This window comes from Polynucleobacter sp. JS-Mosq-20-D10 (assembly GCF_018687755.1).
GTDB lineage: Bacteria > Pseudomonadota > Gammaproteobacteria > Burkholderiales > Burkholderiaceae > Polynucleobacter.
Map to the genome: position 1 here is coordinate 992353 of NZ_CP061305.1, position 26068 is coordinate 1018420.

The window sequence follows — 26068 nt, forward strand, 5'->3', positions numbered from 1 at the left end:
TTTAACTTTGATGCCAAAAAGGCGTGCCAACTAGTGGCGTACTGGCTTGGGCGGAGTGTTGGGCTTTCATAGCTCCAGAGAGGTAGGCAGTTCGACCAGCATCGACTGACATCGCAAATGCTTTAGCCATCGCCACCGGGTCATCAGCTAGCGCAACGGCAGTATTGAGTAAAACGCCATCAAAGCCCCACTCCATCACACTGCATGCATGCGAGGGAAGGCCTAAACCAGCATCTATTAGGAGCGGAACCTTTAAACGGTCACGTAAGAGTTTCAATGCGTAAGGATTTAAAGGGCCCTGACCAGTACCAATCGGAGCAGCCCACGGCATCACCGCTTGGCATCCAACATCCACTAAGCGTTGACACAAAATCAGATCTTCGGTGCAATAAGGCAAGACCTTGAAACCATCTTTAATTAAAGTTTCTGCTGTAGAAACTAAACGTAGGGTATCGGGTTGTAAGGTGTAGTCATCGCCGATAAGCTCTAACTTAATCCAGCTAGTTTCAAAAACCTCGCGTGCCATCTGCGCAGTAGCGATCACCTCTTTAGGGCTGTGACATCCTGCGGTATTTGGTAAAACCGGTACAGCCATTTTCTTCAAGAGGTCCCAAAAACCGGAATGCGCTTCAGTGGTAGAAGTGCCTTGCCTACGCAGGCTTACTGTAATCATTCCAGGGTTAGATTGCTTCACAGCATTTTCCAAAACCTGTGGGGATGGATAACGCGAGGTCCCTAGTAATAAGCGACTAGCAAAGGACTCGCCATACAGCAACAATGGATCGGCCGTATTTAAAGAGTTTGGTAATGGGGCTGTCATGTGGATCAAATACTTTTATCGGGAAATATTTCTTTATGTGTTCAATGCTAAATTAGCCGCCAGTGACTGGCGCTATGACTTCCATCTCATCGCCTTCACGCAATACTTCTTCTGAATGTCTGGTCTTGGGAACAAATTCATAATTGACGGCAACAGCAAAGGGTGGTCTAGCATCGATGAGTAACAATACATCATCAATCGTGCTCTGATCCGGAACCTCTTTGGCAACTTGATTCACCATTATGCGCATGTACTGAGCTCCTGGTCGGCAGAAGCTGTCACCTGAAGACCTAAGTCAACAGCCGTACTGCTAAACCCTGAATCTAATACCTCTAATGCGCAATCTAGAATCGCCGGCGAGATCATGAAGCCATGACGATAGAGTCCATTGATCATCATCAGACCAGCTTGATTTGGTTTTCGATCAACAGTTATCTTCGGCAGATTATCTTTAAGCGTAGGACGACATTGTGTTGCCATCTCTAAAATACGCGCTTCAGCGAAGCCGCTATGGACTGTATAAACAGCACTGAGTAATTCCAGAGCGGAGCGCACGCTCATTGGGGAAAGATCTTCAGATTCAATTTCTGTTGCGCCAACAACGTAGACATCATCCTCTTTGGGGGCGATATAAATTGGATAGCGCGGATGGATTAGGCGAGTAGGTCGACGCAGTTTTACTTCAGGCGCATGCAAGCGAATAACTTCACCACGCACCCCTCGTAAATCTTTAGAAGATCTACCAGCATCCCCCCAAGAAACCTTAGCACCAAGACCACGACAATCGATGACCCAATCGTAACCATTCTCTTTTGTACGAAGTAGCTCAGAATCAGCAGCTTGATTCCAATGACAAGGCACCTTCATTAAAGTCAGCTCAACTAATAAAGCCTCCAGTAGTTGGCGGTTATCGAGCTGGCCTTCATTGGGAAGGTAGAGGCCTTGGGTAAAGCGCTCAGCAACACTAGGCTCGATTTCTGCAAGAGACTGACTATCCAAAGGAATCGGTTTAGACAGGGACTGATTTTGATCGCAATTTCTTTCTAGATGAGAGGCAAAGCGTTCTGCATCACTAGCATCTTGCCGATGCCATAAGATGAGTGTGCCATTCTGCTGAAAATACACCGGCTTCGCCAATTCATCGATGAGTTGTTTCCAGCGCGGCAGACTGTAAACACCCATACGTACAACGTTATCTTTTGTAATGGCCGACTCTGCCAATGGAGCTAACATAGCAGCCGCAATCCGAGCCGCCGCTGAGTTGCCATCCGAGCCACCTTTCTCAAACAGCTCTACCTGAGCACCTCGCTTAGCAAGTGCGACCGCTAGCAGCCGACCCATGAGGCCGGCGCCAACGATGGCGTATTTGCCGTTTGAGAATGCGTGACTCACTTACTGATAAATCTCGCTACCGCGCTTACGAAACTCAGCTGACATCTCTTCCATGCCTTTTGCTGGATCACTAGAGCCTTCTGCAGTAATCGGGATCACTTTCGACTTAGGATTGCCATCCGCATCTAATGTGGCAGCGTAGTCACGTACTTCTTGTGTGATCTTCATCGAGCAGAACTTCGGCCCACACATTGAGCAGAAATGCGCGATCTTCGCGCCTTCTGCAGGCAAGGTGGCATCGTGGTACTCACGGGCACGCTCAGGGTCTAGACCAAGATTAAATTGGTCTTCCCAGCGGAACTCGAAGCGGGCTTTAGATAAAGCGTTATCTCGCACTTGAGCGCCTGGTAAACCTTTGGCCAAGTCTGCACCATGGGCTGCAATTTTGTAAGTGATGATGCCAGTTCGGACATCTTCTTTATCCGGCAAACCTAGATGCTCTTTTGGTGTGACATAGCAAAGCATCGCCGTGCCGTACCAACCAATTTGCGCAGCACCAATACCGCTGGTGATGTGATCATAACCAGGAGCGATATCGGTAATCAATGGTCCGAGAGTATAGAAGGGTGCTTCTAGACAGTGCTTTAATTCCTCGGTCATATTTTCTTCAATACGCTGCATTGGCACGTGACCAGGACCTTCAATCATGACTTGCACATCATGCTTCCAGGCTTTGGCAGTGAGTTCACCAAGGGTCCGAAGCTCACCAAACTGCGCGGCATCATTCGAGTCAGCAATGCAGCCAGGACGTAAGCCATCACCTAAGCTAAATGACACGTCATAGGCTTTCATAATTTCGCAAATCTCATCGAACTTGGTATAGAGGAAGTTTTCTTTATGATGAGCCAAGCACCACTTCGCCATGATGGATCCGCCTCGAGAGACGATGCCAGTAATGCGGTCAGCAGTTAAAGGTACATAGCGTAGTAATACGCCCGCATGAATGGTGAAGTAGTCGACACCTTGCTCAGCTTGTTCTATTAAGGTGTCGCGGAACATTTCCCAGGTGAGGTCTTCTGCAATACCGCCGGTCTTATCGAGCGCCTGGTAGATTGGAACTGTACCAATCGGAACTGGTGAGTTGCGAATAATCCACTCACGAGTTTCATGAATATGCTTTCCTGTAGAAAGATCCATGATCGTATCCGCACCCCAACGGATTGACCACACCATTTTTTCTACTTCTTCATTAATAGAAGAAGTCACAGCAGAGTTACCCAAGTTGCCGTTAATTTTCACGCGGAAGTTACGACCAATAATCATTGGCTCCAGTTCAGGGTGATTAATGTTGGCTGGAATAATCGCACGACCGGCTGCGATTTCAGAGCGCACGAATTCACCAGTAACGATGTCAGGAAGATTCGCACCGTAGCTCTTACCAGGGTGTTGCTTGAGCAGTTGTTTGTATTCAGGGTTCTTGCGCAATTGCTCAAGACCCATGGATTCACGCAGAGCAACGTATTCCATTTCGGGAGTCACGATGCCTTTGCGGGCGTAATACATTTGGCTCACATTCTGCCCGGCTTTGGCAACACGAGGAGGGTTAATATGGGCGAAACGCAAATTCTGCGTAGCCGCATCTTGTGAGCGGGCAACACCGTACTCAGAGCTTGGTCCGGCTAACTGAACTGTGTCACCACGTTCTTCGATCCAGTTTTTGCGCAATAAAGGTAAGCCTTTTTCAAGATTGATTACGATCTCTGGGTCACTGTAAGGGCCTGATGTGTCATAAACCGGCACAGGGGGATTGGAAACCATTTCTTCACCAACGCGGGTTGATAATTGCTCAATCATACGAATCGGCGCTTTGATATCTGGACGTGAGCCCTCTAGGTAGGTTTTAGTAGAGGCGGGGTAGGCAAATTTTTGGCCAAAGTCTCGCTCTAAGCTTTTTAAGCTAGGAATTTCTTGTTTTGATTTTGTGTTGGTATCACTCATGTCCATCTCCTGACTGTTTTTAGATGGACGAAACCGGGTGACGGTCTGATGGAAAACTCCCCACGCCAGCATTACCTGGATCGGGTTATAGGGTCTTTCTCAGCGCCTCGTAGCAAAAAAACTCGAGGGCACCCCTGTTTCATCCTTAGATGTTATTTAACCACGAAATGCCCTAAAGCTGGGTGATCAAAATCAAGCGCTTAAATCCAGTGTAGAGAGATTTAGTCCGTCTTGGTATTGCGCAGAATGAAATCCGCAGTCACAAAGGCGGCATCGCTAGTAAATTCATCAGCCAAAATGCGGGCTGCAGCCTCTGAAAGCGAGATTTCAATAAAACCACTCACTTCTCCATCATGATTGGTAGGTGCAAAATTATCCGCCAGCTCTAGGTCATAAATATAGAGCTGCTCATCATGAAAGCCTCGTCCCTGTATGGGGCGGCGCATATGTATGCGACCCACGGGATCAATGTGATCGGAAATCTGGGGTGGCACACCCGCTTCTTCCCATAATTCTCTACGGGCATTAACCCGAGGGGTTTCATCCGCCCCAATACCCCCTGCTGCTAGGTTATCGAGACGGCCAGGGTCAGTAGACTTGGTTTCACTACGTCGCCCAAGCCACAGATTACCGGCCTTGGTGTAGCCATTGATATGGGTTGCCATGCTGCGAAAGCCAAAAGCGCGGAAGGCAGAGCGTTCCAAGCGGAAGTATTCGTGACCATTTTGGTCAATCCAGGCGAAGTCCTCATTCCTCCACCCCGGAATCAGCCCGCCATGACGCATCCGATCGGCTATTTTCGAGAGACTCTCGGAGAGTGCTAAGGGTTTTGCATTGTTAATTGTTAGGCGATCTTGGCCGAGTTCGACATGAGGTATCGGACTTTCCCCCAAAGATTCTTGTAAATAGTTTGTGAAATCAGGGTCTAGGTACCCAATAACCTGTCCAGCCGTGTATCCACCCAAGAAATGGATAGGCAAGTAATCTGGTGGAGCGGGCCTTGCAGTATTTTGGAGTAATTCTTCTAGGGCGGCGATGGCGCTAGGTGTGAGCTTATTGTTGAGCTTATGCATGCCTTGAGTGTAAGAGAAATTAAAAAAACAATAAAAACTTATCTAAAAATCTATAAACAAATTTGAGTTGTCAATAATTTTTTACGCACATTTTTCTTTATAGGTAGATGCTCATAAATTAAGCAAGCTAGGTCACACTATACAAATCTGCGACTTACGAAAACTTTTGGGTATTTATCCACACAAGCTGTGGATAAGTTCTGATCGAGAAGTGGTCCCGCCGACAGGAATCGAACCTGTATCCCACGCTTAGGAGGCATGTGCACTATCCATTGTGCTACGGCAAGATTGAAAAAAAAGTAAAACGTTTTATAAAAAAGATGTTAAGGCAATCTTCATTATCCACCGATTACCAGCCACACAGTGCCCACACTTGATTGGTGATTGCGACAGTCAACTCTGGTGCAAAGTATGTAGAGAAAATAATTCCCAACATGACAACCGCCAGAGCAAACGAAACGAAGCGCGAAATAGAAATGGTCATTAAAAAATTAAGTGGTAGCAAGGCGATGAATTGCTCGCTCTTTCACTGGCAGATTGATTAAGAATGCAAACACACCTAAGGCAATCGCAATATTCCAAACGATCAGGTAGGAGCCAGTGCGATCAAATAGATAGCCACCAAAATAAGCTCCGCAGAAGCTGCCAAGTTGATGGGAGAAGAACACAAGACCAGAGAGCATGGAGAGGTACTTCACGCCAAAAATTTGCGCAACGATTGAATTGGTTAATGGGATGGTAGATAGCCACAAGAAGCCCATGATGGCTGCAAAGATATAGGTAGTAGTCGGGCTTAAAGGCAAATAAACAAAAGCGATGATTGCAATAGACCTGCTGATATAGATACCAGACAAAAGGTAGTGCTTTGGGAAGCGTTGCCCCAAGATTCCTGCGGCGTAGGTTCCAAAAATATTAAATAGACCAATCAATGCGAGGGCGGTAGTAGCTACAAAAGGTGCGCCAACATCAGGATACATCTTGGATAAATCTTTTAGGTAGGGCGCTAAGTGAACTGCAATAAACACCACCTGAAATCCGCAAACAAAATAACCCAAAGTGAGCAATCTAAAACTAGGGTAAGTCATCGCCTCTTTTAAGGCTTCTTTAATAGTTTGATTATTTTCTTGCTGCATATTTGCGGCATTGGGTTCGCGCAACATAAAGGCAATCGGAATCATGAGGCTTGCCATGAGCGCCAATACGAGTAGCGCATCATTGGCACCCAAGTTTGACAGCAAGCCTTGCTCAACCGGAATCATTAAAAATTGTCCGAATGATCCGGCTGCTGCTGTGATGCCCATGGCCCACACTCTTTTTTCAGGAGCAACGTTGCGACCTAAGATGCCGTACACCACGCTATAGGTGGTCGCAGTTTGCGCAAGACCGATTAGCAATCCACCAGCAAATGTAAAACTCAGAGCATCGGTAGAGATCGCCATACCAGCCAAACCCAGTGCATAGAGTGCACCCCCGGCAATCATAATTTTGAGCGCGCCGTAACGATCAGCCAATGCCCCGGTGATGGGTTGAACTGCGCCCCAAATTAAATTTTGTAAAGCGATAGTTAGGGCAAAGGTCTCTCGCCCCCAATCATTGGCAAAGGTAATGGGTAGGTTAAAGAGGCCGAATCCATGACGTATACCCATTGAAAATGTCACCATCAAACCACCATAAATCAACACTTGTCTGAGAGTTAATTTTTGACTTGAGTGACTTGTATACATAGTAATTAGGTAATGCCTTTTATTTGTAACTCGGCAATAGCTTGTGGGCTCAGGTTCAAGCGCTCACGGAGAATCTCATCCGTATGCTGTCCTAAAGTGGGTGGGGCCATACGGACTTCAACAGGGGTCTCTGACAAGCGCATTGGACTGGCAACAAGCTTTATCACCCCCGCAGTGGGATGTGGAACCTGAATTTGGACGCCTCGTGCCTCTACTTGTTCATTGTCAAAGACTTCTTCAAAGTTATTGATTGGTCCACAGGGTACATTTGCTGCCTCTAAAAGGCTTATCCACTCAGCCTTGGTTTTTCGGCGAGTCATGATTTCTAGTAATGAAATTAATGACTTGCGATTCTCAACGCGGAGGGGATTGTTAATATAGAGAGGGTTTTCAGCCAAATGGGCCTCACCACCTGCAGTAACAAAGTGCTTAAATTGACCGTCATTACCAACTCCCACAATGATCCAGCCGTCTGAGGTCGGGAAAGTTTGATAGGGAACAATAATGGGTGAGGCATTACCCCATCGACGGGGTACTTTATCTGAGCATAAGTAGGCGCTTGAAACATTGGCCATCACAGCAATTTGGGTATCCAAGAGGGCCATGTCGATGTGTTGACCTTGGCCCGTCTTGTCCCGATGCACAACGGCAGCCAAAATGGCTGTGCTGGCATACATTCCGGTAAAGATGTCGGCTATAGCAACCCCAGCCTTTTGAGGGCTAGCCCCTTCAAAATCATCCGCTTCCCCAGTAACACTCATAAAACCACCCATTCCCTGGATGATGAAATCATAGCCAGGGCGATGCGCATAGGGTCCATTTTGGCCAAAACCAGTAATGGAGCAATAAATGAGGTCAGATTTGACCTTTTTCAAGCTTTCATAATCTAAGCTGTACTTAGCCAGATCACCAACTTTGTAGTTTTCAATAACGATGTCAGACTCTTTGACGAGCTCGCGAATAATTTCTTGGCCCTCAGATTTGCTGATATCAACCGTAATTGAGCGTTTATTGCGGTTAATACAGATGAAATAGGCTGTTTCTGCAGTGTCATTCCCCCGCGCATCCTTAACAAAAGGGGGCCCCCAATGTCGGGTATCATCCCCGACGCCTGGACGTTCCACTTTAATTACATCTGCACCAAGATCGGCGAGGTTTTGTGCGCACCACGGACCAGCAAGTACACGACTGAGGTCTAAAACGCGAATATGACTTAATGCTCCCATCCCGCAATTTTGACATGAAAAAAAGGGTCATTCAGGAAAATTCAGGTTTTCGTTCAGACATGACTACAATTTGCGCGCATGGCTACCCGTAAAACATCCGAATACAGCGAATCATCAATTCAAGTCCTAAAAGGGCTCGAACCCGTCCGTCAGCGGCCGGGAATGTACACCCGCACTGACAATCCCTTGCACATTATTCAAGAGGTGCTTGATAACGCCTCTGACGAGGCATTAGGTGGGTTTGGCAAGCAAATCATCGTTACTTTGCATGCTGATAGCAGTGTGAGCGTAGAGGACGATGGCCGCGGGATTCCAGTCGGCATTCATCCGACTGAGAAGCTCCCTGTAGTAGAAATCGTCTTCACCCAACTTCATGCTGGCGGTAAATTCGAAAAAGGCACCGGTGGTGCTTATGCCTTCTCTGGTGGTTTGCACGGTGTCGGTGTCTCAGTTACCAATGCCTTATCTAAACGCCTAGAAGTTACCGTATGGCGTGAGGGTCAAGTCTCTACATTGACCTTTGCGGATGGCAAAGTAATTGAAAAGCTCAAAACCAGCGCCGCTGGCAAAGAGGATAAATCGCACGGTACACGTGTACGTGCATGGCCTGATGGCAAGTACTTTGATAGTGCAGCTATTCCCATGCCTGAACTCATTCGCCTGTTGCGCTCTAAGGCAGTCTTATTGCCCGGCGTAAAAGTGACCCTGATTCAAGAAAAGTCTGGCGAGAGCCAAACTTGGCAATATGCTCAAGGCTTACGCGGCTACTTAAATGAAGCCATGGCTCAAGCAGGTCATGGCGCAGAAGTGATTCCTCCATTCGAAGGTGAGCAATACGCTACTGGTAACGGTGACGATGATTCCTTTGCTGAAGGCGAGGGCGCAGCCTGGGTTGTAACCTGGACTGAAGATGGCGCACCCGTGCGTGAGAGTTATGTGAACTTGATACCGACTCCCGCAGGCGGAACGCATGAAAGTGGTCTACGTGAAGGTCTCTTTAATGCCGTCAAAGGTTTTATTGAGATGCACGCTTTGCAGCCAAAGGGTGTGAAGCTCATGCCTGAGGACGTCTTTGCGCGCGCTTCATTTATTTTGTCAGCCAAGGTATTGGATCCACAATTTCAGGGGCAAATTAAAGAGCGTCTGAACTCTAGAGACGCAGTGCGTTTAGTTTCTGGCTATGCTAAATCTGCATTAGAGCTTTGGCTTAACGAACATGTGGATTACGGTCGCAAACTAGCGGACTTAGTCATTAAACAAGCCCAAGCAAGAACCCGTGCCGGACAAAAAGTGGAGAAGAAAAAATCTTCCGGTGTGGCAGTTCTACCTGGAAAGCTCACTGATTGTGAAAGCCAAGACATTGGCATGAATGAAATCTTCCTCGTCGAGGGTGATTCAGCGGGCGGCTCAGCTAAGATGGGTCGCAATAAAGAGTATCAAGCTATCCTGCCTTTACGCGGCAAGGTCCTTAATACCTGGGAAGCAGAACGCGATCGCTTATTTGCAAATAATGAAGTGCATGATATTGCTGTAGCAATTGGCGTGGACCCGCATGGTGCAAATGACACGCCTGATTTATCAAATTTACGTTACGGCAAGGTATGCATCTTGTCTGATGCGGACGTCGATGGTGCGCATATTCAGGTATTGCTCCTCACCTTGTTCTATAAGCATTTCCCCAAGTTAATTGAATTGGGGCATATTCATATTTCTAGACCACCCTTATTTAGAGTGGATGCGCCAGCGCGTGGCAAAAAACCGGCACAAAAGATTTACGCACTTGATGCAAGCGAACTGCAAGCAATTGAAGATAAGTTGCGTAAAGATGGCGTCAAAGAGTCTGCTTGGCAAATTTCTCGCTTTAAAGGTTTGGGCGAGATGAGTGCCGAACAACTGTGGGATACCACCCTCAATCCAGATACGCGCCGTCTCTTACCGGTGACCTTAGGCGCATGGACAGAAGATGAAACAATTAAAACAATGGATATGTTGATGGGTAAATCTGAATCCGGGGCACGTCGCGATTGGTTGGAAGAGCGTGGCAACGAGGTAGAGGCGGACATCTAATGGCGATTAAAAAAACTCCGGGTGGTAATAAACCAGCAGAGCAAGCAGACTTATTTGCAGGTGAGCCAATTGAAATGAATATCGTGGAAGTGGATAAGCCCATTTCAGTTCAGGCAGGCGGACCGAATGATCCTCATGATCCAAAAAAGATTGAGCTCAATGAGGATGACAAAGACAGCCTCACGCTAGCCGTCTACGCTGAGCGCGCTTACTTAGATTACGCCATTAGCGTCGTCAAAGGTCGTGCATTACCGGATGTATCCGATGGTCAAAAGCCAGTTCAACGCCGCATTCTGTTTTCGATGAGCGAGATGGGTTTACGTGCTGATGCTAAGCCCGTTAAGAGTGCTCGTGTTGTTGGTGATGTATTGGGTAAATTCCATCCACATGGTGATCAATCTGCCTATGACGCATTAGTACGTCTTGCACAGAGTTTCTCATTACGTTATCCACTGATTGATGGCCAAGGTAACTTTGGCTCACGTGATGGTGATGGTGCAGCGGCAATGCGTTACACCGAAGCACGTTTAACCAAGATTGCCGGTTTGTTGCTCAGTGAGATTGACGAAGGTACGGTCGATTTTGCTCCGAACTACGATGGATCTTTCCAGGAGCCTAAGTTGTTGCCAGCACGCTTACCCTTCGTTCTATTGAACGGTGCATCGGGTATCGCGGTAGGCATGGCGACGGAGATTCCTTCGCACAATTTACGTGAAGTCGCTAGTGCAGCTATTGCCTTGATGAAGTCTCCGAAAATGAGTACTTCAGAGCTGCTAGAAATCATGCCTGGACCAGACTATCCAGGTGGCGGTCAAATTATTTCTTCTCCAGCGGAGATTGCGCAGATCTATGAAGCAGGTCGTGGAAGTTTAAAAGTTCGTGCGCGCTGGTCTGTTGAGGAATTGGCTCGTGGCCAGTGGCAGATTGTGGTCAATGAACTGCCACCATCAACTTCATCGCAGCGCGTATTGCAAGAGATTGAAGAGATTACGAATCCTAAGGTGAAAGTTGGTAAGAAGACTTTAACTCCCGAGCAAAGCAATCTCAAATCCACCATTCTGAATGTCCTTGATGGCGTGCGCGATGAATCTAGTAAAGATGCTGCCGTGCGTTTGGTATTTGAGCCCAAGAGTAAAAATATTGATGTCAACGAGTTTGCCAACTTGCTGCTAGCTCACACATCACTAGAGTCCAATGCACCAATGAATTTAGTCATGATTGGTACTGATGGACGTCCACGACAAAAAGGCCTTAAAGAAATTATTTCCGAATGGATTTCTTTCCGAGTTGGCACGGTTACACGGCGTACTCAACATCGTTTAGGTAAGGTGAATGATCGGATGCATATTTTGGAAGGGCGCTTAATCGTTCTTCTGAACATTGATAAGGTCATTAAGATCATTCGCAATAGTGATGAACCTAAGGCTGACCTCATAAAAGAGTTCAAGCTGAGTGATCGTCAAGCGGAAGATATTTTAGATATTCGCTTGCGTCAGTTGGCCCGCCTTGAAGGCATCAAGATTGAGCAAGAGTTGAAAGCGCTCAAGTCTGAGCGTGATGATCTTGAAGGTTTATTGCAGAGCGATACCATTCTACGCAAGCGCATCATCAAAGAAATCGAATCCGATATGAAAGATTTTGGTGATGATCGCCGAACCCTTATTCAAGAAGATAAGCGCGCTGTAGCTGAAACTAAAGTCTTAGATGAGCCAGTCACCGTGATCGTGTCACAAAAAGGTTGGGTGCGCGTACGCCAAGGTCATGAACATGATGCAACGCAGTTTGCCTTTAAAGCGGGTGATGCCTTGTATGGTACTTTTGAGTGCCGCACGGTTGATGTGATGCAAGGTTTTGGCAGTGATGGCCGCGTATATACAGTGCCAGTGAGTGAGTTGCCGGGTGCACGAGGGGATGGCTCACCGCTAACCAGTTTTGTGAACTTAGCTGCTGGATCGCAAATGGTTGCCTACTATGCTGGTCAGTCGGATGATCTCGTGCTGATTTCCACTAGATCAGGTAACGGCTTTCTTGCAAATGTGGCAGACATGTCTACCCGTAATAAGGCTGGTAAATCATTTGTTGGTATCGACAGTAAATTTCCTGGCGGTGATGCACCTCTCGGAGCCGCTAAGGTCACGGCAGGCATGAAGCAGGTAGCCTGCTTGTCTGAAAGCTCTAAGTTATTGGTCTTCCCGCTTGATGAGCTAAAGCGTTTACCTACTGGTGGTAAAGGTGTCATTCTGATGGGCTTAGATGATAAAGAGAGGTTGGCCTCGGCAATTGCGGTCGGACCTGATGGCGCTACGTATTCAGGTGCGGGACGCGCTGGTAAGCCAACGGAGTTAAGTCTTGATGCGAAAACCTTGAAGTCGTTTGCAGGTAATCGTGCCCGTAAGGGTCACTTTGTCGAACCAAGACTCAAAGACGGCAAGCTCAAAGCGAACTAAGAAGCTAAGCCAGTTTTACTGAATTAAAAACCCGGTCATGAGTTGATCGGGTTCTTTATTTTGCTTAAACCTTTTGGGGAATTGGTACGCCGTACTTGACTGCAATGACTTCAGCCAAGATCGATACGGCAATCTCTGGTGGAGTCAAAGCACCAATGAATAGGCCAACGGGTCCGTGAAGACCTTCAACTTGCTCCTGTGTCACATCAAATTCCAGTAAACGGGCTTTTCGTTTCTGAGTATTGATTCTGCTACCCAGCGCTCCCACATAAAAAGCGGGGGACTTCAATGCCTCCATTAAAGCCATGTCATCCAGCTTAGGATCATGCGTTAAGGCAACCACCGCCGTATGGGAGTCAACCCCAATTTCGAGCAGCACATCATCTGGCATACCCTTCATAAACTGAATCTGTTCACGATTGATGCCTTCTGCATATTCTTCGCGCGGGTCAATGACGATCACTTCAAAGTCCGACGCGAGAGCAAAGTCAGCGGTATACAGTGATAGCTGTCCCGCGCCAATGATTACCATGCGCCAGCGGGGGCCGTAAGTAGTTTTCATCAAGCGCTCATCGCAGATGAATGCTGCATTTCGATTGCCAGCTTCGAGCGTAGATTTTCCAGTCGCAAGATCTACTGTGCGTGAAGTAATTTGGTGATTGCTGATGGACTCCAGAATGGACTCCAAAATAGCCAGTTCTGGTTTTGGCTCGACGAGTAATCGTAGCGTTCCACCACAGGGCAGGCCAAAGCGGGCGGCCTCTTGCTGACTAACGCCATAGACCACCATTTCTGGTAAATCTCGAGTGAGGATTTCGGTTTGCACTCGACGAATCAGATCATCCTCGACACATCCACCAGAGACTGATCCAGTGACTTGCCCATCACTTCGAATAGCTAGCCAGGAGCCAACAGGTCTTGGAGCAGAGCCCCATGTCTGCACAACTGTGGCAATGGCTACCGGATGGCCCGATTTGAGCCAATCTACCGCGGCTTTTAATACGCTTAAATCGGTACTATTCATTTCCTGTCTTCAATTTCATGCTGTCAATTTCTTACGTTTAATTTTTTTATTTATTATTTCTCACCATCAACCTATTTATTATCTCTCTAATGACAAGTTCTAGCCCATCAACCCAAGATTCAGAAGTACGTATGGCTGTGCTGTTGCTGGCAGCAGGCGAGGGTAGTCGGCTCGGCAAGTATCCCAAAGTCTTACTTCACCAGGGAGGGAGGACTCTATTGGAGTGTTTTGCAAGTGCAATTCAAGGATTTGGTCTTGTCGAATTCATCGTGGTCACTGGCTTTCATGCTCAGTTAGTTGAGCCTGAGATAGCCAAGATCAATTCCTCTTTGGCTTATCCGATGAAGATCATTAAAAATGTTTCACCAGAGGAGGGTCAGTCATCCTCTGTTCGCTTGGGTCTGGAAACATTCCGAGCCGACTTTGATGTCTTGCTAGTCGCACTATCAGATCAGCCTGAAGTTGGTGCAAGAGAAATACAAGAACTGCTTGACGAATACGCTAAGCGAGAAGACGGTCAGGAAATCATTCTGCCAATGGTGGAGGGAAGACGCGGCAATCCTGTTTTGTTTTCTTATAAAGCAGTCTCGGGTGTTCTAGCCAGCCCAGGCATGGTTTGTCGAGTCTATATGGATGCGCATCCCGACAAAGTAAGGGCTATGCACACCGGTAATCAGGCATTTGTCATGGATGTCGACACACCGGAAGACATCCAAAGACATAAATTAAACCGATTTAGTTTTTAAATCTCTGCAATCAGCTCGATTTCAACGCAAGCACCTAGAGGGATTTGCGCTACACCAAATGCGCTACGAGCATGTTTTCCTGCATCGCCAAATACTTCAAAGAGTAGTTCTGAGCAACCGTTAACCACTAGGTGTTGCTCTGTAAATTCGGAGGTCGAATTTACTAAACCCATCACTTTAACTATGCGCTTTACTTTATCCAGTGAGCCTAGGTGATTTTGTAGTGTGGCAATTAAATCAATCGCAATTAATTTCGCCGCAGCTTTACCGGTTTCGGTATCCATATCAAGACCTAGCTTACCAACCCAAGGCTTGCCATCTTGCTTGGCAATATGGCCCGATAGAAAAACGGTATTGCCAGTCGTTGAAGCCATGACATAGGCGGCAGCAGGTGGTCCTGGTGGAGGCAAGTCAATGCCAAGAGTTTTCAGGCGATTGCTAATATGATTTGTCATAGAGTTTTAGTGGAGAAAAAATAAAGAAAATAAAGAAGGTTGACGTAAATTTTACTGGGTTACTTTGATAGTTGACGCATGGCACTCTCGAGACCATTTAAGGTCACAGGATACATCCGGTCTTTCATGAGGCCCTTCATGATATCGATCGATTGTCGATATTGCCAAACTGATTCTGGCTCTGGATTAAGCCAGGCAAAGTGAGGGAAGTGGTCAATGAGGCGATTAATCCATGATGCACCAGTTTCTCGATTGTTATACTCAACCGATCCATTGGGACTCAGAATCTCATAGGGAGACATAGTGGCATCTCCAATGAAAATCAGTTTGTAGTCGGAGCCATACTTATTAATGATGTCTTGGGTTGCGGTGACTTGATCGCGTCTGCGGCGATTACTTTGCCAAAGATGTTCATAAACACAGTTATGAAAGTAGTAATACTCCAAGTGTTTAAATTCTGTTTTGACCGCCGTAAATAATTCAGAGATGCGCGTAATGTGATCATCCATTGATCCACCTACATCCATCAGTAATAAGACTTTGACTTGGTTGTGACGCTCAGGACGCATTTGGATATCGAGCATCCCTGCATTTGCAGCAGTAGAGTGAATAGTTTTATCGAGATCTAACTCCAGATTTGAGCCTTCTCTGGCAAAACGACGTAAGCGTCGTAAAGCCATTTTGATATTGCGCGTCCCTAGACTAAGATCGCTGTCGTAGTCTTTAAATTCTCGGGCTTCCCAAACTTTGATGGCTGTACGATTGCCCGCGCTCTCGCCGCCAATACGAATGCCTTCTGGGTGATAACCGCTATGCCCAAAGGGTGATGAACCACCTGCACCAATCCATTTATTACCACCACCATGCCATTCTTTTTGCTCTTTCAAAAGCTCTTGAAGGCGCTTTTGTAAAGCTTCTGGGCCACCTAGCTTTTTGAGTGCGACCTTTTCTTCTTCAGTTAATACGCGTTGTAATTTTTTCTCAAGCCAGTCCAAAGGGATATCGGGAGCTAAGGCCATGATCTGCTCTACACCATTAAAGTAGGAGCAAAACACTTGATCAAAGCGATCAAAGTGCCGCTCATCCTTAACTAAGGTCATCCGGGCTAGTTGATAAAACTCATCAATCGAAGGTTCAAAGACGCCTTCCTTTAGAGCTTCTAGGAGCGTTAAAAATTCCCGAACGGAAACGGGCACCTTGGCCTCTTTGAGATTGAGAAAGAATTGAATCAACATGATTGGGCTATTGAAAAATATCGGCCCGTGGGATTAGCGGTGATTGCGGTTCATCATTACTAAACGCTCAAAGAGATGAATATCTTGCTCGTTTTTGAGAAGCGCACCATGCAGTGGGGGGATCGCAATTTTGTCATCACCGCTGTATAGAGCCTCGGCAGGAATATCTTCTGCAAGCAATAGCTTTAACCAATCAATGAGTTCAGAAGTGGAAGGTTTCTTTTTTAAGCCCGGTAAAGAGCGGATTTGATAAAAAGATTGGAGAGCAGCCTCTAATAATTCTTGCTTGATGTTTGGGTGGTGGACATCAACAATGCTCTGCATTGTTTCTGCGTCTGGAAAAGAGATGTAATGGAAGAAGCAGCGACGCAAAAACGCATCTGGCAATTCTTTTTCATTATTTGAAGTGATGATGACAAGAGGGCGGTGCTTCGCTTTGATCAACTCACGAGTTTCATATACGTAGAACTCCATACGGTCGATTTCTCGCAAGAGATCATTAGGAAATTCAATATCGGCTTTATCAATCTCATCAATTAGCAAAACAACCGGTTCATCTGCTTCAAATGCTTGCCAAAGAACACCTTTAACAATGTAATTGCGAATGTCATTTACCTTTTCATCGCCAAGCTGGGAGTCCCTTAATCTGCTAACGGCATCGTATTCATAAAGGCCTTGTTGGGCCTTGGTAGTCGATTTAATGTGCCATTGCATCAGAGGCATCTTCAAGGCTGCAGCCACTTCCTCGGCCAGCATTGTTTTACCTGTTCCCGGCTCTCCTTTAATTAACAGAGGGCGCTGAAGTTGTACGGCAGCATTGACAGCCAATTTCAAATCATCAGTAGCTACATAGCTTTTCGAGCCATCAAAGCGGGCTTGGATCTTAGTCATCGTGAGGGGAATCAATTTGTCTGTGAATGGTCTTCAAGTATAGGTAAAAGAGTCGGTATTTTCAGTGTTTTTACTCATTGCAGGGGGTAAAAACAGGGTATCTTGGCTCGTCTCCGCTATACTCTCACCAAATTGTTTTGAATCAAACTCGTTACTAATGATTTCCATGAAAAAATACCTTACGCTTTCCCAATTGACTCTCTGCGCTGGTTTGGCTGTTGCTGGATTTGCAGTTCAAGCTCAAGACGTTAAAGGTTCTGCCCAAGCTGGACAAGGCAAGGTTTGGCTTTGTATTGGTTGCCACGCCATTCCTGACTACCGCGCTGACTATCCTTTGGTATACAAAGTCCCAATGATTGGCGGTCAAAACGCTGCTTACATTGCCAGCTCCTTAGCGGCATACAAAAAAGGTGAGCGAAAGCATCCAACCATGCGTTCTATAGCGGGTAGCTTGTCTGATCAAGACATGGCTGATATCGGCGAATACTATGCTGCGCAAACTGCCAGCTCACCAAATAACCCATTGAAGTGATATTTAGAGGCACGCTTATGAAATTCGGACTAATTACCGCCATTTTGTTGTCCAGTATTGGCCTAGCTCAAGCAGCTAGCGCCGAAAAAGGTCAAGCACTTGTAGAGAAGGGCAACTGTGCTTCCTGTCATGGTGCTGGGCTTAATGCACCTATCTTGCCAGCTTACCCAAAGTTAGCTGGCCAGCATGCTGACTACCTTTACTACGCTTTGCGTGCTTACCAAGTTGGCGGCTCCAACCCGCAGTTTGGCCGTAACAATGCAGTAATGTCTTCTCAGGCCAAGCCTTACAGCGATGCTGATCTTCACGACATGGCTGCTTATATCGCTAAATTGCCTGGGAACTTTGTTGTAAGGAAGTAATTTACTTGCTTAGTTGAACTCACTATAAAGGCTTAGGTTAATTACCTAAGCCTTTGTTTTTTATAGATTTCGCAGTACATCTCTTATTTTGTGGCCTCAAGCCCTCTAGCGAGGTGATTGCGCATAGCCAGCTCAGCAGCTATGGGATCTCTTTTTAGAATGGCCTGAAGAATTTCTCGATGCTCAAGCAGGGAGCTTAAAAGGCGACCTCCTCTACTCAATGAATCCCGTCTTTGGAGCTTGAGTACCTTACGCAGGTCATCAATAACGCCATTCATCCACTTGTTCCCTGCAATTTCTTGGATTAATTCATGAAATTTGACATTAAATTCAAAAAACTGCCCGATATCGCGATCTGCAGCGGCCTTTTCGAGACGATGATGTAAATCATCCAATTCAGTTAGCTGAGCCTCAGTAGCATTAATTGCCGTCTCTTTTGCCGCCTGACCCTCCAGTAGGGAAAGAACAGTAAAGATTTGCTCTAAATCACGTCTATCAACCTCGGTGACATAAGAGCCTTTATTCATTTTGCTTGTGACAAGACCTTCGGAGGCAAGTACCTTAATGGCCTCACGCATGGGCGTGCGGCTAATTCCAAAGGCAGCAGCCAAGCTTTGCTCATCTAGCCAGCTTCCTGGGGCTAATTCATGGGAGAAGATTTGCTCTCGTAAACGCTCGGCAACATCTTCATAAAGAGGTCTGTTTATTAGTTTTGTATTCATAATTATGTATACAGTATCTAGACAAATTCAAAAAAGTCAAGCAAAATAGCCATACGAAAATTAGTCATGATGTAGAAAGCCAACCGGGAGTGCTTTGTGAGTACAAGTGAGAAAAAATCTGCATCGAATTCATCGAATACTTGGCCCAATGTGCCAGATTATGATTTAGATGCTTGGAAAAAATCAGCCCAAAAGTCAGCGCCCAATGGTGATATTGATAAATTAGGTTGGCAAACACCGGATGGTATTCACCTAAAGGCTTTATATACAGCCCAAGATACTGAGGGTCTTCAGTACACACATTCATTACCAGGGTTTGAGCCATTCATACGTGGGCCACAAGCAACCATGTATTCAGTACGCCCTTGGACCATTCGCCAGTATGCTGGTTTCTCAACTGCAGAAGAGTCCAATGCGTTTTATCGTAAGGCTCTGGATGCAGGCGGCCAGGGTGTTTCTGTTGCTTTTGACTTGGCGACTCATCGTGGTTACGACTCTGATCATCCGCGCGTGACTGGTGACGTTGGTAAGGCAGGCGTTGCTATCGACTCGGTGGAAGACATGAAAATCTTGTTCGATGGGATTCCTCTGGACAAGGTCTCTGTTTCGATGACGATGAACGGGGCAGTATTGCCGGTGTTGGCGGGTTATATCGTTGCTGGTGAGGAGCAGGGAGTGAAGCAGGAGTTGCTGTCAGGCACGATTCAGAATGACATTCTGAAAGAGTTTATGGTGCGCAATACTTATATCTATCCACCAGAGCCTTCGATCCGCATCATCGGTGACATTATTGAATACACCGCCAAACACATGCCGAAATTTAACTCGATCTCGATTTCGGGTTATCACATGCAAGAGGCAGGCGCAAACCAAGTTCTTGAATTAGCATTCACATTGGCTGACGGTAAAGAGTATGTCAAAACTGCTTTGGCAAAAGGCTTGGATGTAGACGGCTTTGCTGGCCGCCTCTCATTCTTCTTTGCTATAGGCATGAACTTTTACTTAGAGGTTGCTAAGTTACGCGCTGCGCGCCTTCTCTGGTGGCGCATTATGAAGTCCTTCGAACCAAAGAATCCAAAGTCGTTAATGTTGCGTACGCACTGCCAGACATCTGGATGGTCCTTGACTGAGCAAGATCCGTATAACAACGTTGTTCGCACCACAGTTGAAGCAATGGCCGCTGTATTTGGTGGCACACAATCTTTACATACCAATTCCTTTGATGAAGCTATTGCCTTGCCGTCTGAGTTCTCTAGCCGTATAGCCCGCAACACTCAGTTAATTCTGCAAGAAGAAACTCACATCACTAGCGTGATCGATCCATGGGCTGGCTCTTACATGATGGAGAATCTTACTCAAGAGATGGCTGATAAAGCATGGGAGATCGTGCAAGAAGTTGATGCTATGGGCGGCATGACTAAGGCGGTCGAGAGTGGGTGGGCTAAGCTCAAGATCGAAGCTGCGGCTGCTGAAAAACAAGCAAAGATTGATTCAGGCTCTGATGTGATTGTGGGCGTCAATAAATATAAGCTTGGAAAAGAAGACTTGGTTGATGTTTTGATGATTGATAACGACAAGGTTCGAGAAAGCCAAGTTGCTCGCTTAAAAGACATCAAGGCAAAGCGCGACTCTAAGAAAGTAGAAGCAGCATTAGAAGCATTGACTAAAGCCGCAGAAGAAAATACTGGCAACCTATTGGAATTAGCTGTGCAAGCGATACGTTTACGCGCTACGGTTGGTGAAGTTTCTGATGCATTGGAAAAAGTTTACGGGCGCCATCGCGCCGATACTCAAAAGGTGACCGGTGTGTATGCAGCTGCTTATGATTCAGCCGAAGGCTGGGATAAATTGAAAGTCGAGATCGCCGATTTCGCAAAAGACTTTGGCCGTCGTCCGCGTGTGATGATTGCTAAACTAGGTCAGGATGGCCATGATCGCGGCGCTAAGGTGGTTGCGACCGCCTTTGCTGATTTAGGTTTTGACGTAGATATTGGGCCGTTGTTTCAGACTCCTGAGGAGTGCGCTCGTCAAGCCATTGAGAATGATGTACATGCTCTAGGGGTTTCCACTTTGGCAGCGGGTCATAAAACTTTAGTTCCCGCCATCATTGCTGAATTGAAAAAACAGGGTGCCGACGACATCATTGTCTTCGTGGGTGGAGTCATTCCTAGACAAGATTATGAGTTCTTATATGAGGCTGGAGTTAAGGGTATTTATGGCCCGGGCACTCCGATTCCAGCATCTGCTAAGGATGTACTTGAGCAGATTCGTAAATCTGTAAAGCCTGATTAACTTTAGATAAAAGAAATCAGCATGCTTAATGCAGTAGACCAAGCTTTAGTGAATGATCTCACGGGTGTGCCGTCATCGGCGCAGCGCCGAGCATTGGCCAAGATCATTACTTTGCTTGAGTCTACTCGCATGGATCATCGTCAACGTGCTGATGAGGTTCTCAATACTTTATTACCAAAGACGGGTAAATCATTTCGCTTGGGCATATCAGGTGTTCCTGGCGTTGGCAAATCTACTCTCATCGAAACGCTAGGCTTGGATTTAATTGCAAAAGGTCATCGCGTTGCTGTTCTGGCTATTGATCCTTCCTCGAGCTTATCGGGCGGCTCTATTTTGGGCGATAAGACTCGTATGGAGAGATTATCTGTCCTGGATAACGCCTTTATTCGTCCGAGCCCTTCATCCTGCACATTAGGCGGTGTTGCTGAGAAAACACGCGAAGCGATGCTCGTTGCCGAGGCGGCCGGTTTTGACATTGTGATTGTTGAAACCGTAGGCGTAGGTCAAAGTGAAATTGCCGTTGCCGGTATGACCGATATGTTCCTCTTATTGCAACTGCCTAATGCAGGCGACGATCTACAGGCAATAAAAAAAGGCGTGATGGAAATTGCTGATCTTATTGTGATTAATAAGGTTGATATCGATCCTGATGCCGCCATGCGTGCACAATTATTTATCACTAGCTCTTTGCGATTATTAGGCTTTCAAGGTAACCCTGACCATGCCACACATCATTTGGAGTATTGGCATCCGACCGTCATGACCTTAAGTGCCCTAGAGGGCAATGGCGTTCCTGAACTGTGGGAAAAAATTCTGCATTTTCAGAAACTACAAAATGCGAACGGTCAACTAGCATCTCGGCGTAAGCAACAAGCTGGATCTTGGATGTGGGATCGGATTGATGCCGGTCTTAAGAATGCTTTTCAGAACCACCCAGCAGTACAAGCACTTTTACCCAGTCTGAGCGCCGAGGTTAATCAAGGAACTATGGCTGCCTCTGTTGCTGCTAGGCGTTTGCTCGAGGCAATGGGTCACGAATTTTTCTAAGGAGTAGTTATGAAGGAAATCATTCAACAGCTAGAAGCAAAGCGTGAGCTCGCCAGGTTAGGTGGTGGGCAAAAGCGTATTGCTGCTCAACACTCCAAAGGTAAGTTAACTGCACGCGAGCGTATCGAGCTCTTGTTAGATGCTGGCACCTTTGAAGAGTGGGATATGTTTGTTGAGCATCGTTGCCATGACTTTGGTATGGCTGATCAGACTGTTCCGGGTGATGGTGTTGTTACTGGCTACGGCATGATTAATGGTCGCTTGGTATTTGTATTTTCACAGGACTTTACCGTGTTGGGAGGCTCGCTTTCAGAGGCTCATGCGGAGAAGATTTGTAAGATCATGGATCAGGCGCTTAAGGTCGGTGCACCTGTCATTGGCTTAAATGATTCTGGTGGTGCGCGTATTCAAGAGGGTGTTGCTTCCTTAGGTGGCTATGCTGAAATTTTCCAGCGCAATGTCACTGCCTCGGGTGTTATTCCGCAAATTTCGTTGATTATGGGTCCGTCAGCTGGCGGCGCTGTATATTCGCCAGCCTTAACTGATTTCATCTTTATGGTGAAGGACAGTTCTTATATGTTTGTAACTGGTCCAGAAGTCGTAAAGACGGTAACCCATGAGGATGTGACTGCTGAAGAGCTCGGTGGCGCAATGACTCACTCAACCATTTCAGGAGTTTGCGATCTAGCTTTTGATAATGACGTTGATGCCATCATGATGCTCCGTCGTTTCTTTAACTATCTCCCATTATCCAATCGTGAAAAGCCCCCCATGATTAATGGGGCGCAACGCACCGAAGAGCCTGATTTCTCGCTAGACACATTGGTGCCAAGCAATCCTAATCAGCCTTACGATATGAAAGAATTGATCGGGAAAATTGTCGATGATGGTGAGTTCTTTGAACTCCAGCCAGATTACGCTAAAAATATTCTGATCGGTTTTGCTCGCATGGAAGGTCGCTCGATTGGTATCGTTGCTAATCAGCCTTTAGTTTTAGCTGGCTGCTTGGATATCAAAGCGTCTATCAAAGCTGCACGTTTCGTTCGCTTTTGCGACGCCTTCAATATTCCAGTAGTCACTTTAGTTGATGTGCCAGGATTTATGCCGGGTATATCTCAGGAGTATGGCGGCATTATTAAGCATGGTGCAAAGTTACTCTACGCTTATGCGGATTGTACGGTTCCTAAGGTGACGCTGATCACTCGCAAGGCTTACGGTGGCGCCTATGATGTAATGGCCTCTAAGCACTTGCGTGGCGATGTGAACTTCGCCTGGCCGTCAGCTGAAATTGCAGTAATGGGTCCAAAAGGGGCTGTTGAAATAATTTTCCGTGAGGAAAAATCTGATCCAGCAAAAATTGCGGCTCGGGAAGCTGAGTACAAGGCCAAGTTTGCTAATCCATTTGTAGCTGGTCGTCGTGGGTATATAGATGATGTGATCTTGCCGCATGAGACACGCAAGCGTATCTCACGGTCTTTGGCAATGCTTAAGGATAAAGTGCTGATAAATCCACCGCGCAAACACGGCAATATCCCCCTTTAAGGCGCCGAAAAAAATCATGACTACGAAAATGTTTAAGAAAATTTTGATTGCTAACCGCGGCGAGATTGCTTGCCGTGTGATGAAAACCGCTAAAAAGATGGGTATTAAGACGGTTGCCGTGTACTCTGAAGCTGATAAAGAAGCGCGTCATGTACAGATGGCCGATGAAGCAGTTTTTATTGGACCTGCACCGTCGCGTGAGTCCTATTTAGTGATGGATCGCATCATTCAGGCCTGCAAGGACACTGGCGCCGAAGCCGTGCATCCTGGCTATGGTTTCTTATCCGAGAATGAGCAATTCGCACGTCGTTGTGAAGAAGAGGGGATAGTTTTTATCGGCCCCAAGCATCAGTCTATCGCAGCAATGGGTGACAAAATTGCCTCGAAAAAACTCGCTTTAGAAGCCAAAGTGAATACGATACCTGGATTTAATGAGGCTATAGAAAAAGCTGATGACGCCGTAAAGATTGCCCAAGGTATTGGCTATCCTGTCATGATTAAGGCATCAGCAGGTGGTGGCGGCAAAGGTTTACGTGTCGCCTTTAACGATAAAGAGGCGTTTGAGGGATTTACAGCCTGTCGCACTGAAGCTCTCAATAGCTTTGGTGATGATCGTGTCTTCATTGAAAAATTTGTTGAAGGCCCTCGTCATATTGAAATTCAGGTGCTGGGTGATGCCCATGGCAATATCGTGTATCTCGGTGAGCGTGATTGCTCAATTCAGCGACGCCATCAAAAGGTGATTGAAGAGGCGCCGTCTCCATTTATTGATCCTGCAACTCGCAAGGCCATGGGTGAGCAAGCCGTTGCTTTAGCAAAGGCAGTTAACTATCAATCAGCCGGTACCGTAGAGTTCGTAGTGGGTAAAGATAAGTCCTTTTACTTCCTTGAGATGAATACCCGTTTACAAGTTGAGCACCCAGTGACAGAAGGTATTACTGGTCTTGATTTGGTCGAGCAGATGATTCGTGTGGCTGCTGGTGAAAAGCTAGCATTCAAGCAGGAAGATATTAAGCTCGATGGTTGGTCGATGGAGTGCCGTATTAATGCAGATGATCCATTTCGTAACTTCTTGCCATCTACTGGGCGCTTAGTTAAATACCGTCCACCAGCAGAGCTAGATGGTGTGCGTGTAGATACGGGCGTTTATGAGGGTGGTGAGATACCGATGTATTACGACTCTATGATTGCTAAGCTGATTGTGCATGGCAAGGATCGTACTGAGGCAATTGAGAAGATGCGCTCTGCGCTTAATGACTTTGTCATTCGTGGCATTCACTCAAACATTCCCTTCCAGGCGGCTTTATTGCAGCATCCACGCTTTGTATCGGGCGACTTCACCACTGGTTTTATTGCCGAAGAGTATCCAGATGGTTTCAAAAAAGATTCTGTGCAACCAGCTGATCCTAAACGTTTGGCAGCCCTAGCGGCATTCATGCGCTACCGCTACCTTGAGCATATCAAAATGATTGATGGCCAGTTAGCCGGTCATGAAATGACGATTGCAAAGAGGTTTGTTGTCGTTACTGGATCGCGTGTAGGCTCAAGCGAAGAGATCAAAGAAGTCCCTATTCGGGTTGAGCTTAAAGATGGCATTTACTCTGTCTACATTGAAGAGGGGGGCGATGTTAGTCGCTACAACATCGTTAGCCATTGGCGTCCAGGTGAAATTTGTTTGCGCGCAACTATCAATGGCACACACAAAATAACCGCACAGGTAGAGCGTAAGGGTGTGAAATACGCTCTTGTAATAGATGGTGCACATTACGAGTGTATGGTGCTAAGTCCTCTTGGTGCCGAGCTTCAGCGCCGTATGTTGGTTAAAGTTCCACCAGACACCTCAAAGTTATTGATGTCTCCAATGCCTGGTTTATTGACTAATATCTCAGTTAAGGTCGGCGAGACAGTGACTGCTGGTCAAAAATTAGCCGCTATTGAAGCAATGAAGATGGAAAATACCCTGGTTGCGGCTCAAGATGGTGTCGTTGCGGAAATCTGTGCCAAGGCTGGTGAAAGCTTAGCGGTTGATCAATTGATTATTCGCTTTGAATAGGATAATCATGACTAAGCCATTCAAGATATTGGGGATTCAGCAGATTGCGATTGGCGGCGAAGATAAGGATCGGCTTCGTAAGCTTTGGGTTGACTTATTAGGCTTTGAGTACAAAAGCACTTTTGTATCTGAGCGTGAAAACGTGGATGAGGATATTTGCGCTATCGGTAAGGGAGCTCATGAAATTGAAGTTGATTTGATGCAGCCATTTGATATTGAAAAGAAGCCCGCTGTTCATCAAACGCCCCTTAATCACATTGGTTTATGGGTTGATGACCTTCCTAAAGCTGTCGAATGGTTATCCGCCCAAGGTCTTCGCTTTGCTCCTGGCGGGATACGTAAGGGTGCCGCTGGTTACGACATTGCTTTTGTTCATCCCAAGGGAAATGAGGAGTTTCCTTTCTCCGGTGAGGGTGTATTGATCGAGCTAGTTCAGGCGCCACAAGATATCATTGCAGGCTTGAGTTCATAAGATCAAGA

23 protein-coding genes, 1 tRNA gene and 1 riboswitch are annotated in these 26068 nt (G+C 46.6%); of the genes, 10 read left to right on the forward strand and 14 right to left on the reverse strand.

Annotated features, from left to right (window positions below; translation table 11 throughout):
- Position 1: 1 nt before the first annotated feature.
- From FD967_RS05155 to FD967_RS05190, 9 genes are all read right to left on the reverse strand, one after another.
- Entirely contained in the window at positions 2-820 is an 819-nt protein-coding gene (locus FD967_RS05155) for a thiazole synthase (protein WP_215327061.1), read from the reverse strand.
- Positions 821-872: 52 nt separating this feature from the next.
- Positions 873-1070 (reverse strand): sulfur carrier protein ThiS, encoded by a 198-nt coding sequence (thiS, locus tag FD967_RS05160; RefSeq protein WP_215327062.1) that lies wholly within the window; start codon positions 1068-1070, stop codon positions 873-875.
- Positions 1061-2212 (reverse strand): FAD-dependent oxidoreductase, encoded by a 1152-nt coding sequence (locus FD967_RS05165; protein ID WP_256441878.1) that lies wholly within the window; start codon positions 2210-2212, stop codon positions 1061-1063. Before FD967_RS05165 ends, thiS begins: the two co-directional genes overlap by 10 nt.
- On the reverse strand, positions 2213-4150 hold the full coding sequence (thiC, locus tag FD967_RS05170) for a phosphomethylpyrimidine synthase ThiC (RefSeq protein ID WP_251369104.1): 1938 nt from the start codon (positions 4148-4150) through the stop codon (positions 2213-2215). It abuts the gene before it with no gap.
- Positions 4151-4190: 40 nt separating this feature from the next.
- Positions 4191-4296, reverse strand: a riboswitch (TPP riboswitch).
- A 75-nt stretch (positions 4297-4371) separates the two neighbouring features.
- Positions 4372-5223, reverse strand: a complete 852-nt coding sequence (locus tag FD967_RS05175) for an NUDIX hydrolase family protein (protein ID WP_215327064.1) — start codon at positions 5221-5223, stop codon at positions 4372-4374.
- Between the two features lie 212 nt (positions 5224-5435).
- Positions 5436-5510, reverse strand: a tRNA-Arg gene (locus FD967_RS05180).
- Between the two features lie 62 nt (positions 5511-5572).
- Positions 5573-5707 carry a hypothetical protein gene (locus FD967_RS10800; protein ID WP_256441879.1) on the reverse strand — a complete coding sequence of 45 codons (135 nt, stop codon included), beginning with the start codon at positions 5705-5707 and terminating at the stop codon, positions 5573-5575.
- Positions 5708-5714: 7 nt separating this feature from the next.
- Positions 5715-6947: an MFS transporter gene (locus tag FD967_RS05185; protein ID WP_215327065.1), complete on the reverse strand. Its 1233-nt coding sequence runs from the start codon at positions 6945-6947 to the stop codon at positions 5715-5717.
- A gap of 5 nt (positions 6948-6952) precedes the next feature.
- Complete coding sequence (locus FD967_RS05190) at positions 6953-8173, reverse strand: CaiB/BaiF CoA-transferase family protein (RefSeq protein ID WP_215327066.1); 1221 nt, start codon at positions 8171-8173, stop codon at positions 6953-6955.
- Between the two features lie 78 nt (positions 8174-8251).
- Between FD967_RS05190 and FD967_RS05195 the strand changes: the two genes are divergently transcribed.
- Together FD967_RS05195 and parC are read left to right on the forward strand one after the other, a co-directional pair.
- On the forward strand, positions 8252-10240 hold the full coding sequence (locus FD967_RS05195) for a DNA topoisomerase IV subunit B (RefSeq protein WP_215327067.1): 1989 nt from the start codon (positions 8252-8254) through the stop codon (positions 10238-10240).
- 74 nt (positions 10241-10314) lie between these two features.
- Entirely contained in the window at positions 10315-12687 is a 2373-nt protein-coding gene (gene parC / locus FD967_RS05200) for a DNA topoisomerase IV subunit A (RefSeq protein WP_251369122.1), read from the forward strand.
- A 64-nt stretch (positions 12688-12751) separates the two neighbouring features.
- On the opposite strand, the gene FD967_RS05205 is transcribed toward parC, so the two are convergent.
- Complete coding sequence (locus FD967_RS05205) at positions 12752-13711, reverse strand: XdhC family protein (RefSeq protein ID WP_215327068.1); 960 nt, start codon at positions 13709-13711, stop codon at positions 12752-12754.
- Between the two features lie 89 nt (positions 13712-13800).
- Between FD967_RS05205 and FD967_RS05210 the strand changes: the two genes are divergently transcribed.
- Positions 13801-14457 carry an NTP transferase domain-containing protein gene (locus FD967_RS05210; protein ID WP_215327069.1) on the forward strand — a complete coding sequence of 219 codons (657 nt, stop codon included), beginning with the start codon at positions 13801-13803 and terminating at the stop codon, positions 14455-14457.
- Here the strand turns inward: FD967_RS05210 and FD967_RS05215 are convergent.
- Genes FD967_RS05215 through FD967_RS05225 form a run of 3 tightly spaced genes read right to left on the reverse strand, consistent with a single transcriptional unit; the run spans position 14454 to position 17038 of the window.
- Positions 14454-14912, reverse strand: coding sequence for a RidA family protein (locus FD967_RS05215; protein WP_215327070.1), 459 nt, complete (start codon positions 14910-14912; stop codon positions 14454-14456). The two genes, FD967_RS05210 and FD967_RS05215, sit on opposite strands and share 4 nt — an antisense overlap.
- A gap of 59 nt (positions 14913-14971) precedes the next feature.
- Positions 14972-16147, reverse strand: coding sequence for a VWA domain-containing protein (locus FD967_RS05220; protein WP_215327071.1), 1176 nt, complete (start codon positions 16145-16147; stop codon positions 14972-14974).
- A 33-nt stretch (positions 16148-16180) separates the two neighbouring features.
- On the reverse strand, positions 16181-17038 hold the full coding sequence (locus FD967_RS05225) for a MoxR family ATPase (protein WP_215327072.1): 858 nt from the start codon (positions 17036-17038) through the stop codon (positions 16181-16183).
- A gap of 166 nt (positions 17039-17204) precedes the next feature.
- Here FD967_RS05225 and FD967_RS05230 point away from each other — a divergent pair, with 166 nt between their 5' ends.
- Both FD967_RS05230 and FD967_RS05235 read left to right on the forward strand, forming a co-directional pair.
- Positions 17205-17570 carry a cytochrome c gene (locus FD967_RS05230; protein WP_251369105.1) on the forward strand — a complete coding sequence of 122 codons (366 nt, stop codon included), beginning with the start codon at positions 17205-17207 and terminating at the stop codon, positions 17568-17570.
- 17 nt (positions 17571-17587) lie between these two features.
- Complete coding sequence (locus FD967_RS05235) at positions 17588-17932, forward strand: cytochrome c (protein ID WP_215327074.1); 345 nt, start codon at positions 17588-17590, stop codon at positions 17930-17932.
- Positions 17933-18015: 83 nt separating this feature from the next.
- Here FD967_RS05235 and FD967_RS05240 read toward each other — a convergent pair whose 3' ends face one another.
- Positions 18016-18654, reverse strand: a complete 639-nt coding sequence (locus FD967_RS05240) for a GntR family transcriptional regulator (protein ID WP_215327075.1) — start codon at positions 18652-18654, stop codon at positions 18016-18018.
- A gap of 150 nt (positions 18655-18804) precedes the next feature.
- On the opposite strand from FD967_RS05240, the gene scpA reads away from it, so the two are divergent.
- The 5 genes from scpA to FD967_RS05265 are packed head-to-tail and all read left to right on the forward strand — an operon-like array spanning position 18805 to position 26060.
- Positions 18805-20946, forward strand: a complete 2142-nt coding sequence (gene scpA / locus FD967_RS05245; protein ID WP_215327186.1) for a methylmalonyl-CoA mutase — start codon at positions 18805-18807, stop codon at positions 20944-20946.
- A 21-nt stretch (positions 20947-20967) separates the two neighbouring features.
- Positions 20968-21993, forward strand: a complete 1026-nt coding sequence (gene meaB, locus FD967_RS05250; protein ID WP_215327076.1) for a methylmalonyl Co-A mutase-associated GTPase MeaB — start codon at positions 20968-20970, stop codon at positions 21991-21993.
- 9 nt (positions 21994-22002) lie between these two features.
- Positions 22003-23535 carry an acyl-CoA carboxylase subunit beta gene (locus FD967_RS05255; protein ID WP_215327077.1) on the forward strand — a complete coding sequence of 511 codons (1533 nt, stop codon included), beginning with the start codon at positions 22003-22005 and terminating at the stop codon, positions 23533-23535.
- Positions 23536-23563: 28 nt separating this feature from the next.
- Positions 23564-25588, forward strand: a complete 2025-nt coding sequence (gene accC, locus FD967_RS05260; RefSeq protein ID WP_215327187.1) for an acetyl-CoA carboxylase biotin carboxylase subunit — start codon at positions 23564-23566, stop codon at positions 25586-25588.
- Positions 25589-25595: 7 nt separating this feature from the next.
- Positions 25596-26060: a VOC family protein gene (locus FD967_RS05265; protein WP_215327078.1), complete on the forward strand. Its 465-nt coding sequence runs from the start codon at positions 25596-25598 to the stop codon at positions 26058-26060.
- Positions 26061-26068 lie beyond the last annotated feature (8 nt).

What these genes read in the sequence shown, in the direction of transcription:
- FD967_RS05240 (WP_215327075.1), bottom strand. Translation starts at nt 18,654, where the DNA reads ATGAATACAAAACTAATAAACAGACCTCTTTATGAAGATGTTGCCGAG.
- FD967_RS10800 (WP_256441879.1), bottom strand. Translation starts at nt 5,707, where the DNA reads ATGACCATTTCTATTTCGCGCTTCGTTTCGTTTGCTCTGGCGGTTGTC.
- meaB (WP_215327076.1), top strand. Translation starts at nt 20,968, where the DNA reads ATGCTTAATGCAGTAGACCAAGCTTTAGTGAATGATCTCACGGGTGTG.
- FD967_RS05265 (WP_215327078.1), top strand. Translation starts at nt 25,596, where the DNA reads ATGACTAAGCCATTCAAGATATTGGGGATTCAGCAGATTGCGATTGGC.
- parC (WP_251369122.1), top strand. Translation starts at nt 10,315, where the DNA reads ATGAATATCGTGGAAGTGGATAAGCCCATTTCAGTTCAGGCAGGCGGA.
- FD967_RS05190 (WP_215327066.1), bottom strand. Translation starts at nt 8,173, where the DNA reads ATGGGAGCATTAAGTCATATTCGCGTTTTAGACCTCAGTCGTGTACTT.
- FD967_RS05155 (WP_215327061.1), bottom strand. Translation starts at nt 820, where the DNA reads ATGACAGCCCCATTACCAAACTCTTTAAATACGGCCGATCCATTGTTG.
- thiC (WP_251369104.1), bottom strand. Translation starts at nt 4,150, where the DNA reads ATGAGTGATACCAACACAAAATCAAAACAAGAAATTCCTAGCTTAAAA.
- FD967_RS05175 (WP_215327064.1), bottom strand. Translation starts at nt 5,223, where the DNA reads ATGCATAAGCTCAACAATAAGCTCACACCTAGCGCCATCGCCGCCCTA.
- FD967_RS05255 (WP_215327077.1), top strand. Translation starts at nt 22,003, where the DNA reads ATGAAGGAAATCATTCAACAGCTAGAAGCAAAGCGTGAGCTCGCCAGG.
- FD967_RS05185 (WP_215327065.1), bottom strand. Translation starts at nt 6,947, where the DNA reads ATGTATACAAGTCACTCAAGTCAAAAATTAACTCTCAGACAAGTGTTG.
- FD967_RS05225 (WP_215327072.1), bottom strand. Translation starts at nt 17,038, where the DNA reads ATGACTAAGATCCAAGCCCGCTTTGATGGCTCGAAAAGCTATGTAGCT.
- thiS (WP_215327062.1), bottom strand. Translation starts at nt 1,070, where the DNA reads ATGCGCATAATGGTGAATCAAGTTGCCAAAGAGGTTCCGGATCAGAGC.
- FD967_RS05205 (WP_215327068.1), bottom strand. Translation starts at nt 13,711, where the DNA reads ATGAATAGTACCGATTTAAGCGTATTAAAAGCCGCGGTAGATTGGCTC.
- FD967_RS05195 (WP_215327067.1), top strand. Translation starts at nt 8,252, where the DNA reads ATGGCTACCCGTAAAACATCCGAATACAGCGAATCATCAATTCAAGTC.
- FD967_RS05235 (WP_215327074.1), top strand. Translation starts at nt 17,588, where the DNA reads ATGAAATTCGGACTAATTACCGCCATTTTGTTGTCCAGTATTGGCCTA.
- FD967_RS05215 (WP_215327070.1), bottom strand. Translation starts at nt 14,912, where the DNA reads ATGACAAATCATATTAGCAATCGCCTGAAAACTCTTGGCATTGACTTG.
- FD967_RS05230 (WP_251369105.1), top strand. Translation starts at nt 17,205, where the DNA reads ATGAAAAAATACCTTACGCTTTCCCAATTGACTCTCTGCGCTGGTTTG.
- FD967_RS05210 (WP_215327069.1), top strand. Translation starts at nt 13,801, where the DNA reads ATGACAAGTTCTAGCCCATCAACCCAAGATTCAGAAGTACGTATGGCT.
- FD967_RS05220 (WP_215327071.1), bottom strand. Translation starts at nt 16,147, where the DNA reads ATGTTGATTCAATTCTTTCTCAATCTCAAAGAGGCCAAGGTGCCCGTT.
- accC (WP_215327187.1), top strand. Translation starts at nt 23,564, where the DNA reads ATGTTTAAGAAAATTTTGATTGCTAACCGCGGCGAGATTGCTTGCCGT.